The sequence below is a fragment of the Mycetocola reblochoni REB411 genome (genome assembly GCF_900163835.1).
Taxonomy (GTDB): domain Bacteria; phylum Actinomycetota; class Actinomycetes; order Actinomycetales; family Microbacteriaceae; genus Mycetocola_B; species Mycetocola_B reblochoni.
This window is the reverse complement of record NZ_FUKR01000018.1, coordinates 25079-38577: the sequence shown is the minus strand read 5'-3', so window position 1 is coordinate 38577 and position 13499 is coordinate 25079. Positions and strand designations below refer to the sequence as shown.

Sequence of the window (13499 nt, the reverse complement as noted above, 5' to 3'; positions counted from 1 at the left end):
ATGAGCGGGGGGCTCGGGGTGATCCCCGTCGTCGTCGACGACGACGGTGACGCTTCGGCCGGGGGACGCAGCCCTGGCATCCATCGCGGCATCCCCGGCGATGTCGCTGAGGTTGACCGGCGCGAGTGTGAGCGGCTTCGTCTCGTCGAGACGGGCGAGCTCCAGGAGGTCCTCGACGAGCAGACCCATTCGGATCGCCTCCTTCTCGATGCGCTCCATTGCCTGGGCGATGTCGTCATCGGTGGCCAGCGCCCCCATGCGGTACAGCTCGGCGTACCCGCGCACCGTCACCAGCGGCGTCCTCAGCTCGTGACTGGCGTCGCCGACGAAGCGGCGCATCTGCTCGATCGTCCTGGCCCTGTCGGCGAAGGCGCTGTCGATGCGCGACAGCATCATGTTGAGCGAGCGGTTCAGCCGCCCGACCTCGGTGTTCGGCGTCGAGACCGGGGGGAGCCGCTGGTTGAAGTCGCCCTCGGCGAAGGCGGCGGCAGTGTCCTCGACGTCGCGCAGCGGGCGGAACGTCGAAGTGACGAGCAGCCGGGTGATCAGTGCACCGACGACGATGACGCCCGTGCCCAGGCCGAAGAAGATGGTGAGATACATCGCGATGATGGTCTCCGTCGACCGCATGCTCGTCGCGAAGAGCGCGTAGCCGAAGGCCTCGCCGCCCGGTTCGATGGTCACGGGGACGATGTAGGCACGGTAGTCGAGTGTTCCCGACACGCTCGCCATCTCGTGCGGGTAGCCGCTGTAGTCGCCGAGCTCGCTCTCGCTCAGCGTCTCGGGGATCGCCGGCTTGAACTCCGAGGGGGTGTCGGACCAGTTCGTCCCGAGCAACCCGCCCGTACGGTCGTAGAGGGCGACGAACTCCTCTTGCTCCTGGACGTTGTAGCTGAGCTCGCCGTCGTCGTCGCGCGTGACCTGCATGAGCTGGGAGTTGTCGCCCTGCGCCGTGTTGATGAGGGCGTCCTCGACCTGGTTCTCGAGGATGGGCTTGAGCATCGTGACCGTTCCCACGCCGGCCAGGAGCAGTCCGAAGGTGAGAACGAGAACGGTCACGCCGGTGATCTTCGAGCGGAGGGAGACCGAGGCCCACCACCGGCTGACCGTGTCGTTCATCGTGCGCTTAGGCGGCCTTCCCTGTCTTGAGCATGTAGCCGAACCCGCGCTTGGTCTGGATGAGCGGCTCGCTCGAGTGCTGATCGAGCTTGCGTCGCAGGTAGGAGATGTAGCTCTCAACGATACCGGCGTCACCGTTGAAGTCGTACTCCCAGACGTGGTCGAGGATCTGTGCCTTCGACAGCACCCTGTTCGGGTTGAGCATGAGGTAGCGCAGCAGTTTGAACTCGGTCGGGCTGAGCTCGACGGGGGTCTCGCCGACGAACACCTCGTGGGTGTCCTGGTCCATGGTGAGCTCGCCGGCCTTGATGACCGCCTCCTCGTCGTCCTGCATCGTTCGGCGGAGGATCGCCTTGATCCTGGCGACGATCTCGTCGAGGCTGAACGGCTTGGTCACGTAGTCGTCGCCGCCGACCGTCAGGCCGGTGATCTTGTCCTCGGTGTCGTCCTTGGCGGTGAGGAAAAGGATCGGAGCCGTGTACCCGGCGGAGCGGAGGCGCTTGGTGACGCCGAATCCGTTCATGTCCGGGAGCATCACGTCGAGGATGATCAGGTCGGGCTCCTCCTCGAGCACGGCGGAGATCGCCTGTGCGCCGTTGCTGACGGCGCGCACCGCGAAGCCGGCGAAGCGGAGGCTGGTGGTGAGCAGGTCGCGGATATTGGGCTCGTCGTCGACGATGAGAATGCGTGGTCCGGTCATGCGTTCAGTATCTGCATGCTTCCTGGGTGGAGTCTGGACGCGAGTTGGATGTCAGCTATGCGGTCAGGGGCGCGGCGTCGAGGATCGTGTAGGCGTAGCCCTGCTCCGCGAGGAAACGTTGACGGTTCTGGGCAAAGTCCTGGTCGACGGTGTCGCGGGCCACCAGGGAGTAAAAGCTCGCCGTGTGCCCCGAGTTCTTCGGACGGAGAAGCCGCCCCAGCCGCTGAGCCTCCTCCTGGCGGGAGCCGAACGACCCGGACACCTGGATCGCCACCGACGCCTCGGGAAGATCGACGGAGAAGTTGGCGACCTTCGACACCACCAGGATGCGCTCCTCGCCGTCCCTGAACGCCTGGAACAGCCGCTCCCTCTCGGCGTTCGGCGTCGCCCCGGTGAGCTGTGGTGCGCCGAGACCGGTCGACAACTTCTCGATCTGGTCGAGGTACTGCGCGATCACCAGGATCTGCTCGCCCGGGTGCCGGGAGATGATGTCACGGACCGCGTCGAGCTTCGCCGGTGCCGTCGCCGCGAGGCGATAGCGCTCGTCGTCGCCGGCCGCGGCGTATGCGAGACGGTCGTCATAGGGCAGGTCGACCCTGACCTCGAAACACTCGGCGGGGGAGATGAACCCCTGCGCCTCGATCTCACGCCACGGAGCGTCGAACCGCTTCGGACCGATCAAGCTGAAGACGTCGCCCTCCCTGCCGTCCTCGCGCACGAGCGTGGCTGTCAGCCCCAGGCGTCGGCGCGCCTGCAGTTCCGCGGTCAGCTTGAAGACCGGCGCCGGCAGCAGGTGGACCTCGTCGTAGACGACCAGGCCCCAGTCGAGTGCGTCGAGCAGCGCCAGGTGGGCGTACTCGCCCCGTCGCTTGGCGGTCAGGATCTGATAGGTCGCGATGGTGACCGGCTTGATCTCCTTCGTCTCGCCGGAGTACTCGCCGATCTCCTCCTCGGTGAGGCTGGTCCGCCGCAGCAGCTCGGAGCGCCACTGTCGCGCGGACACCGTGTTCGTGACGAGGATGAGTGTGTTCGTCGACGCCTCGGCCATCGCGCCGGCGCCGACGAGGGTCTTTCCCGCGCCGCAGGGCAGGACGACGACGCCGGAGCCGCCGGTGAAGAAGCCGTCGATCGCCTTCTGCTGGTAGGGGCGGAGGGACCAGTCGTCGGTCTCGAGCCGGATCTCGTGCGGCGTGCCGGGCGTATAGCCGGCAAGGTCCTCCGCGGGCCATCCCAGCTTCACCAGCTGCTGCTTCAGCTCGCCCCTGGCCCAGGGGGCGATCAGGTAGCGGTCGTCGGCGATGCGCTCGACGAGCAGAGGGGCGATCTTCTTGGCGCTGGCCACCTCGGTGAGGACGGCGCGATCGGTGCAGCCGAGGACGAGCTGGCCCTCGTCGTCGCGACTGATGACCAGGCGCCCGTACCGTTCGACCGTCTCACGGATGCCGAGTGCCACCGCCTGCGGGACCGGGAACTTGGAGTACCTGTCAAGGGTGGCAAGCATCTCGGCCGCGGTATGGCCGGCCGCGCGGGCGTTCCACAGTCCCAGGCGGGTGATGCGGTAGCTGTGGATGTGCTCGGGCGCACGCTCCAGCTCCGCGAAGGTCGCCAGCTCGTGGCGCGCGTCGGAGGCGTCGGGGTGCGCGACCTCGAGCAGCACGGTGCGGTCGCTTTGAACGATGAGGGGGCCGTCGGACATAGCTGACGATTCTACCCCGTTGCGTCGGACGCGTCACACGTCAGCGGTGACCTCGACGATGGCGCTCAGCGGGAGCGTGCGCTCGGTGTCGTTCTCCCTGTCCCGCGCGCGAAGCCGCTCCTGGCTCACGCCCGTCGGCTCCAGCTGTGCTTCGCGCTCGGTGCCGTCGCTGCGGCGGATCCTCACGCGGACGGTGCCCCGCTCCCTGACCGCCGTCGTCAGGAGCCGCCGTGCCCAGAGCTGCTCGAAATCCCCCGGAGTGTCTGGCCGGGCGGCGAGAAGCCGCGACAGCAGAAGAGCGAACGGCTGCGACGCGACGGTGGCACGGTCGGGTGCGGGAGCCGCCGTCGGGGACGGACCGTCGCCGCGACCCGTGCCCGAGGCGTCAGCGGGGGGCTCGGGGGAGCCCGCCGCCGCCAGACGGGCCGGATGGCGAGCGTCGCGCAGGGAGGCGTGGACGAACTCCGCCGGGTACGGGCTGTGCACGGTGCGGGAGCCATCGTGGGCGAGTTCGAGAAGCCGGAGCTCCGTGTCGACGGCGAGCTGTGCGGCCAACCGCTCGTCGTCGGTCGTGACCACGCTGCCCGCCCCCGCCGGGGCGGGGGTGACCACGATGCGGTCGAGGCGGGACGCCTGGTCCTCGACGAGGTAGCGCAGCGACTGCGGGATGCCCGTCAGTGAGATCCGCTCCAGGAACTCGAGGACGTCCGAGGCGCGGTCCCCCGCGAGCAGCGCGCGCTCGATGCTCTCCGGGGTGAAGCGGTAGCTGTTCGCCTCGGCACGGGACTCGACGTCGCTGAGCTGTCGGAGCCGGGCATCGAGGTCGGCTCGAAGGGTGCCGGGGGCGATGACGCTGAGGTCCTGCTGGAGGTACACGGCTTCGACGGTCGGGGGCGCGGCAGCGAGGACCGCGCCGACGGCGACCGCAGGGTCCGTGCCGAGCGCGACGCCGAGCGCGGTCAGTCGTCCGTCCTCGGCGAGTCCGAGGGCCTCGGCGGCGGCGAGGTCGTCCGGCGGAATCGGGTCGTTACCGCCGTTCAGCGGGGTGAGCCAGCGCCCGTACTCCCGCACCGGTGTCCCGGCGCCGGCGGAGACGAGCTCCGTGAACATGCCGCCGCCGCGACGCGCGAGCGCGTCGGCGAGGACCGACCAACGCGTTCCGAGGCTCGAGTCGAGCCATGCGGCACCCGCGGGGGCGACGGAACGGGTGGTGCTTTGCCTCGTCAGCCCCGCGATTGCCGCGAGGTGCAGGAGCGATTCGACGGTGTCGTGCTCCTCTGCCGCGGCGGCGGCCACCCGTTTGACCTCGCTCGCGGCGACGCGCCCGGAGGCGGTGAGCCGGAGTGGCGACGCGCCGACGGCCCGGAGGACCTCGTGCATCGCGCCGACGGTCGTGACTGCTCGCTGGACCGCGACGGACTCCTCCTCGTCCGTCAGGGGACACCGGTCGGGGGCAGCGGCCGCGATGCTTGACGCGGCATCGAGGGAGTTCAGCTCCGGCTCGAGCGCAGCGGACAGCCGGAGCCCGTCGCGACCCGTGACGATGAGGCCGATGAGTGAGGGGTCGTCCTCGACAGGGAGGGAATCGGCTGCCCCCGTTCCTGAGCTGTCGCGTTCGGCGTTCGTTCCGGAGGAGAGCCTGAGCACCGCCGCGAGCTGCGGTCGTCCGAGACGGCGGAGGCGGGAGCTCACCTCGGCCGGGTCGAGCAGCCACTCGGCGAGATCGAACAGGTCCTCAATCCTGGATTTGTCGGTGAGCCCGCGTGACGCCAGCAGTGCGGAGAACGCCTCGGTGCCCAGGGCGCCCAGCTGTGCGGCGAGGTCACGGATGTCCTGCTGCCTGTCCATGCGTGGAATCGTCAGTCGCCCCCTCTGGCGGTGTCACGATTCTGGGCGGCACGCCTGACCAGGCCGACAACCGTCAGAACGATGAGCGCGATGATCGCCAGGGGCAACCCGACGTAGGGGAGGAACGCGATGACCGGCCAGATTCCCGTGCCGAACGCGGCACTGCTGACGCCGGAGGCCTGCGCGATGAGGACGGCAAGGATCGCCGCGACGGAGGCGAACATCAGGCCGGCGAGCATGAAGGCGAGGATTCGCTCGAACCTGCTGGGCTGGGAGTCGGTGGTCGAGGGCACCCGTCCAGCGTACCGCGCGCTCCCGCTGCCGACTCCGCTGGCCGTAGACTGGTGGAACGGGGGAGTCCCCCCGCTGCCCCCTGACGGGGCTGAGCGTTACGCGCCGATCCATCGGCGCACAGAGCAGATGAGGGTCACAATGCCTACCGGCAAGGTCAAATTCTTCGACGAAGACAAGGGCTTCGGCTTCGTCAGTGGTGACGACGGCTCGGAGGTGTTCCTGCACGCGTCGGCACTCCCCTCTGGCGTGAGCAGCGTGAAGCCGGGCACCCGCATCGAGTTCGGGGTCGCCGACGGCAAGCGGGGGCCGCAGGCGCTCTCCGCGCGCATCATCGACGCGCCGCCGAGTCTCGCCAAGCTGAAGCGCAAGTCGGCCGACGACATGGCCGTCATCGTCGAGGACCTCGTCAAGCTGCTCGACGGTGTCGGATCGTCGTTGAGAAAGGGGCACTACCCCGAGGGTTCCCATGCTCGAAAGGTCGCTGCGCTGCTCCGACGTGTCGCGGATGAGCTCGATGCCTGACGCCGGGGAGCTGAACGTCGAGCCGGCCACCACGGATGACGTCGTCGAGGCCGCAACGCCGGCGGAGGCCGGCGGAGCCAAGGACGCGCCTGTTGAGAACGGACCGCGTCTCGCGGACGGTGTGCTGACGGCGGCGGAGCCCCTGGCACGCGACGCACTGGCTGAGGTCACGGCCCGGAGCGACGTTGGCTCACTGACAGGGATCGAGGCGCTCGACCCCATCACCGGGCTTCTTCGTTTCGCCTGCACCCGTCCCGGCTACCCGGACTGGTCCTGGACCGTGGCGGTCGCGCGAGTCGATGACTCGAGCCCGACGACCGTGCTCGAGGTCGAGCTGCTCCCGGGCGATGGCTCCCTGCTGGCACCGCAGTGGCTGCCCTGGTCGGAGCGCCTGGCCGAGTACAAGGCACAGCAGAAGGCCGAGGCCGAGGCGCGTGCCGCCGCGGGGCTCGCTGACGGAGACACCGATGACGACGCGGATGACGCGGACGCGGATGACGCCGATGATGTTGACGCGCTCGACGAGGACGACCTGGATGACGCCCTGGAACTGGCCGACGACGACGGTGTGGACGCCGTCGACGCGGACGACCGCGACGTCGTGAGCCAGCCAGACGACTCCGTCGACGGACGGGGGGACACAGGAGGCGCACGTTCACGGCGTTCCGCGGGACGCCCTCGATCCGAGCGTGCGGCGGAGGGCCGGCGCTCCGCCGACAGCGACGAGCATGCGGCGACGGCCGACTCGGACGATCAGTTCAGCTCCGACGACATCGTGCCTGCCGGAGACGACGGCGATGATTCGGCGAACCAGGGACGCTCCAAGCCGCGTCGCCGCCGCTTCTGGCAGCGCAGGGGACGCGGCTGACGCGACAGCTGCACGGCTTGGCGGCGTCGTGGCGTGCGCGGGAGGAGTAGGAGCGCGAGTGCTCGTATGGGTACGCCTTCGCGCAGACGACGGGGCCCGGGTGACGATCATCACCCGGGCCCCGTCGTCTGCCGTTGCGCGGCCGGGCTCGTCTCAGCCCTGCATGTGGGACAGGACGTAGTCGATCGCCCCGGTCAACGTGCGGACGTCGTCCGGATCGATCGAGGTGAAGGTCGCGATGCGCAGCTGGTTGCGGCCCAGCTTGCGGTACGGCTCGGTATCGACGATGCCGTTCGCACGCAGCGTTGAGGCGAGCAGCTTCGCGTCGACCTCGTCGGAGAAGTCGATCGTCGCGACCACCTGCGATCGGGCCGAGGCGTCGGTGACGAAGGGGGTGGCCAGGCTGTGCTGCCGTGCCCACTCGTACAGATGCCCCGAGGACTCGGCGGTGCGCGACGCCGCCCACTCCAGACCGCCGTTGCCGTTGATCCAGTCGATCTGGTCGCGGAGCAGGACGAGAGTCGTGAGCGCAGGCGTGTTCAGGGTCTGGTTGAGGCGCGAGTTGCTGACGACATTCGCCAGGCTGAGGAACTCGGGGATGTAGCGCCCGCTCGCGGCGATCCGCTCGATCCGCTCGATCGCCGCGGGGGAGACGAAGGCCAGCCACAGCCCGCCGTCTGAGCCGAAGTTCTTCTGCGGCGCGAAGTAGTAGACGTCGGCCTCCGCCGGGTCGACGAGGGCTCCGCCGGCGGCGCTGGTCGCGTCGATGACGGTCAGCGCTCCGTCGTCGCCGTGGACACGGCGCACCGGGGCCATGACCCCCGTCGAGGTCTCGTTGTGCGGCCAGGCATAGACGTCGACGCCCTCGAGCGCTTCGGGCAGGGCGAGCGATCCCCCCGGAGCCGATCGGACGTCGGGGGCGTTGAGCCACGGAGCCGCGGCGGCGGAGGCGAACTTCTGGCCGAACTCACCGAACGCCACGTTCTGCGCTCGCCGCTCGATCAGCGAGAACGCCGCCGAGTCCCAGAACGCCGTCGACCCGCCGTTGCCGAGGAGGACCTCGTAGCCGTCGGGAAGTGAGAAGAGCGTCGACAGGCCGGAACGGACGTCGCCCACCAGGTTCTTGACGGGGGCCTGGCGGTGGCTTGTCCCCAGCAGCGGCGCGGCCGTGAGCAGGGCGTCGAGCTGGGCGGGACGGATCTTGGACGGTCCGCAACCGAAGCGGCCGTCGGCGGGCAGGAGCTCTGAGGGAATGGCGATCTGCGGCATGACACGATTGTAGTGCGCCGGTTCGGCCGCATCCCGCCCGGCAGATAGGGTGGGGGCATTGGGTACAGTCCTGGGGAGAAGCTCGATGACAGATCTGATTGACACAACTGAGATGTACCTCCGCACCATCCTGGAGCTGGAGGAGGAGAGCATCGTGCCGCTGAGGGCGCGCATCTCCGAGCGGCTGGGCCACTCCGGTCCCACGGTCTCGCAGACCGTCGGGCGGATGGAGCGCGACGGGCTCGTCGTCGTCTCGGGCGACAGGCATCTCGAGCTCACCGAGGCCGGCCGTCGCAAGGCCGTCCACGTCATGCGCAAGCACCGGCTCGCCGAGCGGCTGCTCAGCGACGTCATCGGTCTCGAGTGGGAGTTCGTGCACGAGGAGGCCTGCCGCTGGGAGCACGTGATGAGCGAGCAGGTCGAGCGCAAGCTCATCACCATGCTCGATCACCCCACCGAGTCGCCCTACGGGAACCCGATCCCCGGACTCGACGAGCTCGGCGACGTGCCGGCGGGTGCATTCGCCGCAGGGGTCACGAACATCGTTCCGCTGGTCCGCGAGGCGGACAGTGATGTGACGGCGACCATCCGGCGTCTGAGCGAGCCCGTGCAGGTCGAGCCGGAGCTCCTGCTGCAGCTCAAGCAGGCGGGGATCGTGCCGGGGAACGTCGGCGTGTTCAGCTCGAACGGGTCGTACGTTCGGGTCCGGGTTGAAGGTTTCGGCGACGGCCTCGAGCTTCCCGTTGAGGTCGCTGGACACATCTACGTCGATTCGATTTAGCGTCATCACGCGGGTTTCGGGGGTGGTCACCACGGTGGCCGCCCCCGTTTCCGTTCGATCGTCGCAACACGCTCACACGCACGATCACGGCTGCCGTGACATTTCCGTGACCTTCGCGTAGGGTGTTACCAGTCCAACGGCAGAACCCGGCCACAGGACCCCGCCCGGGGCGCTTCGCGCTCGTCTCCCCGGGGGTGACCCACCAACTTTTGTTGTGACGAGGCGACGTGTGTCGCAGAGGCGCGGAGGTACCTGTCTTGGTCGAAAGCAACCACGAGTCGAAGAACGACTCAACCGACGTGAACCCGAACACTCACGGCGACGTTCTTCCCACCCGTCGGAGCCTGCGGCCGCTGGCGCACTCGCGCAGCGTGTCCCGTCCGCACGAGAGCACGACCGCCGTCGCCCCGACGGCGACGAAGGCCCGCCGCACCGGTCCGACGAAGACGACGCGGCGGATTCGCTCGACCGCGATCCTCGCCCTCGTGGTTCCCGGTCTCGTCGCGACCGTCGGGCTGCCCGCTGTCGCCGCGTTCAACAGCCCCGAGGACAGTCAGGTCGGCGCATCGCTCGTCCAGACCCTCAAGGAGAGCGGCACGCAGACGCTGTCCGTGAGCGGTGACGTCGAGGCGCAGGAGGTCGACGTCGACACCTACTCCGCCACGACGCGCGAAGAGCTCGCCGCCACGGCCGCCCAGGAAGAGGCCGACGCCGCCGCTGAGCGTCGCGCCGAGGCCGCCGCCGAGCAGGAGACCGCGGAGACGGAGTACGAGTCGGCCACGGTCCTCGCCTCCGACACGGAGAACACCGTCGCCCTCAACGACGACACCAGCTACCAGAGCCAGCTCTTCGCCGAGGCACTGAAGTACCAGGGTGTGCCCTACGTCTTCGGCGGCGCCACCCCGGCCGGCTTCGACTGCTCGGGCTTCGTCAAGTACGTCTACGCCAAGTTCGGCGTGAGCCTGCCGCACTCGTCGACCGCCCAGGGCGCGATGGGGACGACCATTCCGCTGTCCGAGGCCGTTCCCGGCGACCTGCTCGTCGCTCCGGGTCACATCGGCTTCTACGCCGGCAACGGGCAGATCCTGCACGCCTCGCAGCCCGGTGTCCCGCTTCGCATCGGCGGCATGTACCAGGACTACCACGCCGTGCGCCTGCCGATCGGCTAGACAGCCGTCGTGAACACCGCGTGACGAACGCCGCGATCCCTAGGGATCGCGGCGTTCGTGGGTTACAGTGATCGCAAACAACCGAAAGGCTGCCGCGACGCATGTCACGAATATCCGCGAGCACCCGAACCAGGGTGCACTCAGGTAGCGGTGTCGTGCGTTCGCAACGGCGCATAGCCCCGCGCGCAGTGTGGGCTGGTGAGGCGCTGTCCGTCATGGACAGCGCCTTTTCTGTGCCCTGAGGGCGGCTGACGGTTCCGACATCGAATACCGGGAAGCCGCTTGGCTGTTCGAAGGAGAGACGATCTGATGCGCACACTCGTGCTGAACGCGGGCTACGAGCCCCTCGCCGTGGTGTCCTTCCGCAGGGCCCTCGTGCTGGTGATGGACGGCAAGGCCGTCGCCGTGGAGACCGATCCGGAGGACCCGGTCGTCGCGGCATCGGACGCGTTCGATCGCCCCGTGGTGATCGTGCTCACCCGGTACGTGCGGGTTCCGATGTCGCGGAGGGTGCCGGTGTCGCGTCGCGGAGTGCTGCGCCGCGACGGAAACCGCTGCGGCTACTGCGGCAAGGCCGCGGCGACGATCGACCACATCCTGCCGCGCTCGCGCGGTGGCGCCGACAGCTGGGAGAACCTGGTCGCCTGCTGCGGTCGGTGCAACAACGTGAAGGGATCGAAGACTCCCGCCGAGATGAATTGGCAGCTGAGGGTCACGCCCAAGATGCCGTACGGCCCGAGCTGGGCCGTCCGCGGGGCCGAGCGGATTCGACCGGAGTGGGACGCCTATCTCATGCCGTCCGTCGCGGCCTGATTCGGCGTCGCCGCGGCGGAGGTGCCGCGCGGTGGGTCGGTGTGCGCGCCCGTGCCGACTTCAGTAGACTGAATCCACCTGCCTCTGTAGCTCAATGGAAGAGCACCTCCGTCCTAAGGAGTTGGTTGGGGGTTCGAGTCCCTCCAGGGGCACCAGAGTGAAGGCCCCGGCCGTCTGTGTGACGGTCGGGGCCTTCGCGTTCTCTCGGGCACGGGCCGCCGCGGCTGCGGCGACCCGTATCACGCGGGCGAGGTGGCCAGTCTCAGACGGCAGCGGGCGTTCCGGAGGCGGTGCCGGACGCACCCTCCGGGTCCAGCGGGACGGCGACGCCGTGGGCGGCGAGGTGGTCGAGGGTGAAGGCGAGCTGTTCGGCGGGGCTCAACGACACGTCGACCGCGATGGCGTTCTCGTCCGGCTGCAGCGGCTCGAGAGTGGCCAGCTGGGAGGCGAGCAGCGAGGCCGGCATGTAGTGCCCCGTGCGAGCGGCCATGCGCGTGGCGATGATGCGCTCATCCCCGGTGGGGTGCACGAACACGACGCCGTTCGCCGCGAGCACGTCCCTATAGCTGCGCTTGAGCGAGGAGCACGTCACGACGCCGGGCGTGCCCGCGGCCTGGTGCTCGTCGATCCAGCGGCGGATCGACCGCAGCCAGGGCCAGCGGTCCTCGTCGGTGAGCGGCGTGCCGGCGGCCATCTTGGCCACGTTCGCAGCCGGGTGGACCTCGTCCCCCTCGAGGAAGTCCCAGCCGAGGGTCGTCGACAACCCGCTCGCGAGCGTTGACTTGCCGCTGCCGGAGACGCCCATGACGATGAGGACGGGGGTGCTGGAGTGGAGGGACATCGGTGTTCCTGTTCTTCGTGGTGCGGGTTCGTTGGCTGGCGTCGGCGTCACGGGCGGACGGAGGCGGCGGCCCGTGCGGGGAGGGGGTGCCGCGGCGCGCGGGCGGGCATCCGGGGATCTGCCGGGACGGCGATGGTGATGATGGCCATGAGCTTCCTTGGTCTGGCGGGCTGGTGTCCGAGTCTCGTCAATACATCGTACATATTCTTCGACGCTTGTCGACCACGGTGTTCTCCGGCGCAGGCTCCGCGCCGCCACGGCCGGGCTGACGGTGAGTGTCGCGGCCGACGCCATAATGGGGAGCATGACCTCTGTACCGCGGCGCACGACCCCTGCTGCGGTGAAGGTGCACGACACGATCCTCGACCGCCTCGGCGAGCGCATCGTCAGCGGCCAGGTGCCGGCGGGCGAACGACTGGTCGCCGCCGACTGGGGCGAGGAGCTCGGAGCCAGTCGCACGGCGGTCCGCGAGGCGGTCCGTGTCCTCGAGTCGCTCGGCATGGTGAGCGTCAGGCGCAAGTCCGGCATCACGATCCGGCCGAGCACCGACTGGATGGCATTCGCGCCGGAGATCGTGCGCTGGCGGCTGCGCGGGGCGGGACGGCTCGTCCAGCTGCACGAGCTGAGCGAGCTCCGTGCGGCCGTCGAGCCGGCCGCGGCGCGACTGGCGGCGTCGACCGCAGACGGGGTCGCGCGCGCGGCCCTCGGTGCCGCCGTCCAGGACATGGTGACGCATGCCGACAGGGCGAACGGTGCCGACTACCTCGCGGCGGACGTGCGGTTCCATGCGACGCTCCTCCGCGCCTCAGGGAACTCGATGTTCGCCGGTCTCACCGCCGTGATCGAAGAGGTCCTCGTCGGGAGGACAGAGCAGGAGCTCATGCCGCAGACGGCGGACGAGACAGCGCTGCGTCTGCACCAGGAGGTCGCACACGCCATCACCAGACGCGACGGCGAGGCCGCGGCGCGGGCGATGACCGCCATCGTCGACGAGGCCGACCGGGCTGTGCAGTCCCTCCCGCTTTAGCGCCGTCGTTCGTCGGGCTCCCAATCCGCGTCGCTGGTGAGCAGTCGTCAGCGTGCGGGGCCCTCAGCCGGTGCCGCCGCCGTCGAGCTCGGCGTCTATCCGCGCGACCGCGGCGATCGAGTCGTCGAGAAAGCGCAGGATCACGGCCCGTTCGTCATCGTCGAGCCCGTCGAGTGTCCCGGCGATGCCTCGTGCGAGCGGTGCGAACAGTGCGCCGCCGACCGCCGTCGCCGTCTCGGTCGCCTGCAGCGTCGTGCTGCGTCGGTCGTCGTCGTTGCGGTGGCGTTCGACGTGGGAGTTGCCGACCAGGCGGTTGATCACAGCGCTGGTGGCCGGTGCGCTCAGTTCGAGGCGCCGGCTGAGCTCGCCGGGGGTGAGCGGTCCGCCGTCGGTCGAGCCCTCGAGGATGGCTCCGATGGCGCTGAGGTCGGTCGGGTGCATGCCGTGTGCTCCGGCAAGGTGGGCGACGTGGCGTTGCGTCTCGACGACCAGGCGCTGCAGTGCGCGCGCGATCTCCCCGTCCGTCGCCGCCACGATGCACTCCCGATTCTG

14 protein-coding genes and 1 tRNA gene are annotated in these 13499 nt (G+C 69.4%); 7 read left to right on the top strand and 8 right to left on the bottom strand.

What is annotated here, in order from left to right:
• From FM119_RS03040 to FM119_RS03020, 5 genes are all read right to left on the bottom strand, one after another.
• The coding region (locus FM119_RS03040) for a histidine kinase dimerization/phospho-acceptor domain-containing protein (protein ID WP_143822609.1) at positions 1-1119 on the bottom strand (1119 nt) is incomplete at its 3' end.
• 7 nt (positions 1120-1126) lie between these two features.
• On the bottom strand, positions 1127-1819 hold the full coding sequence (locus FM119_RS03035; RefSeq protein WP_087136218.1) for a response regulator transcription factor: 693 nt from the start codon (positions 1817-1819) through the stop codon (positions 1127-1129).
• Positions 1820-1874: 55 nt separating this feature from the next.
• Positions 1875-3515: a DNA repair helicase XPB gene (locus FM119_RS03030; RefSeq protein ID WP_087136217.1), complete on the bottom strand. Its 1641-nt coding sequence runs from the start codon at positions 3513-3515 to the stop codon at positions 1875-1877.
• A 33-nt stretch (positions 3516-3548) separates the two neighbouring features.
• On the bottom strand, positions 3549-5363 hold the full coding sequence (locus FM119_RS03025; RefSeq protein WP_087136216.1) for a helicase-associated domain-containing protein: 1815 nt from the start codon (positions 5361-5363) through the stop codon (positions 3549-3551).
• Between the two features lie 11 nt (positions 5364-5374).
• Positions 5375-5656 (bottom strand): hypothetical protein, encoded by a 282-nt coding sequence (locus tag FM119_RS03020; RefSeq protein ID WP_087136215.1) that lies wholly within the window; start codon positions 5654-5656, stop codon positions 5375-5377.
• Between the two features lie 139 nt (positions 5657-5795).
• On the opposite strand from FM119_RS03020, the gene FM119_RS03015 reads away from it, so the two are divergent.
• A complete protein-coding gene (locus FM119_RS03015) occupies positions 5796-6179 on the top strand; it encodes a cold-shock protein (protein WP_087136214.1) in 384 nt (127 codons plus the stop codon).
• Complete coding sequence (locus FM119_RS03010) at positions 6172-7047, top strand: DUF3027 domain-containing protein (RefSeq protein ID WP_245827234.1); 876 nt, start codon at positions 6172-6174, stop codon at positions 7045-7047. Before FM119_RS03015 ends, FM119_RS03010 begins: the two co-directional genes overlap by 8 nt.
• Before the next feature lie 153 nt (positions 7048-7200).
• Here the strand turns inward: FM119_RS03010 and serC are convergent, their stop codons facing one another.
• Positions 7201-8316: a phosphoserine transaminase gene (gene serC / locus FM119_RS03005; protein ID WP_087136212.1), complete on the bottom strand. Its 1116-nt coding sequence runs from the start codon at positions 8314-8316 to the stop codon at positions 7201-7203.
• Positions 8317-8401: 85 nt separating this feature from the next.
• Here serC and FM119_RS03000 point away from each other — a divergent pair, with 85 nt between their 5' ends.
• The 4 genes from FM119_RS03000 (at position 8402) to FM119_RS02985 (ending at position 11234) form a co-directional block, all read left to right on the top strand.
• Positions 8402-9097, top strand: coding sequence for an iron-dependent transcriptional repressor DtxR (locus tag FM119_RS03000; RefSeq protein ID WP_087136211.1), 696 nt, complete (start codon positions 8402-8404; stop codon positions 9095-9097).
• Between the two features lie 299 nt (positions 9098-9396).
• Positions 9397-10266, top strand: coding sequence for a C40 family peptidase (locus tag FM119_RS13990; RefSeq protein WP_245827228.1), 870 nt, complete (start codon positions 9397-9399; stop codon positions 10264-10266).
• Between the two features lie 309 nt (positions 10267-10575).
• Positions 10576-11079 (top strand): HNH endonuclease, encoded by a 504-nt coding sequence (locus FM119_RS02990; protein WP_087136209.1) that lies wholly within the window; start codon positions 10576-10578, stop codon positions 11077-11079.
• An 80-nt stretch (positions 11080-11159) separates the two neighbouring features.
• Positions 11160-11234, top strand: a tRNA-Arg gene (locus FM119_RS02985).
• Between the two features lie 107 nt (positions 11235-11341).
• Here FM119_RS02985 and FM119_RS02980 read toward each other — a convergent pair.
• Positions 11342-11920 (bottom strand): gluconokinase, encoded by a 579-nt coding sequence (locus FM119_RS02980; protein WP_087136208.1) that lies wholly within the window; start codon positions 11918-11920, stop codon positions 11342-11344.
• Positions 11921-12224: 304 nt separating this feature from the next.
• On the opposite strand from FM119_RS02980, the gene FM119_RS02975 reads away from it, so the two are divergent.
• Positions 12225-12947, top strand: coding sequence for a FadR/GntR family transcriptional regulator (locus FM119_RS02975; protein WP_087136222.1), 723 nt, complete (start codon positions 12225-12227; stop codon positions 12945-12947).
• 63 nt (positions 12948-13010) lie between these two features.
• On the opposite strand, the gene FM119_RS02970 is transcribed toward FM119_RS02975, so the two are convergent.
• Positions 13011-13481, bottom strand: a complete 471-nt coding sequence (locus tag FM119_RS02970; RefSeq protein ID WP_087136207.1) for a MarR family winged helix-turn-helix transcriptional regulator — start codon at positions 13479-13481, stop codon at positions 13011-13013.
• Positions 13482-13499: the final 18 nt, after the last annotated feature.

Bases quoted from the DNA above. Each gene is read 5' to 3' on its own strand.
- FM119_RS03015 (WP_087136214.1), top strand. From the start codon at position 5,796: ATGCCTACCGGCAAGGTCAAATTCTTCGACGAAGACAAGGGCTTCGGC.
- FM119_RS03010 (WP_245827234.1), top strand. From the start codon at position 6,172: ATGCCTGACGCCGGGGAGCTGAACGTCGAGCCGGCCACCACGGATGAC.
- FM119_RS02980 (WP_087136208.1), bottom strand. From the start codon at position 11,920: ATGTCCCTCCACTCCAGCACCCCCGTCCTCATCGTCATGGGCGTCTCC.
- FM119_RS02990 (WP_087136209.1), top strand. From the start codon at position 10,576: ATGCGCACACTCGTGCTGAACGCGGGCTACGAGCCCCTCGCCGTGGTG.
- FM119_RS03035 (WP_087136218.1), bottom strand. From the start codon at position 1,819: ATGACCGGACCACGCATTCTCATCGTCGACGACGAGCCCAATATCCGC.
- FM119_RS02975 (WP_087136222.1), top strand. From the start codon at position 12,225: ATGACCTCTGTACCGCGGCGCACGACCCCTGCTGCGGTGAAGGTGCAC.
- FM119_RS03025 (WP_087136216.1), bottom strand. From the start codon at position 5,363: ATGGACAGGCAGCAGGACATCCGTGACCTCGCCGCACAGCTGGGCGCC.
- serC (WP_087136212.1), bottom strand. From the start codon at position 8,316: ATGCCGCAGATCGCCATTCCCTCAGAGCTCCTGCCCGCCGACGGCCGC.
- FM119_RS03030 (WP_087136217.1), bottom strand. From the start codon at position 3,515: ATGTCCGACGGCCCCCTCATCGTTCAAAGCGACCGCACCGTGCTGCTC.
- FM119_RS03000 (WP_087136211.1), top strand. From the start codon at position 8,402: ATGACAGATCTGATTGACACAACTGAGATGTACCTCCGCACCATCCTG.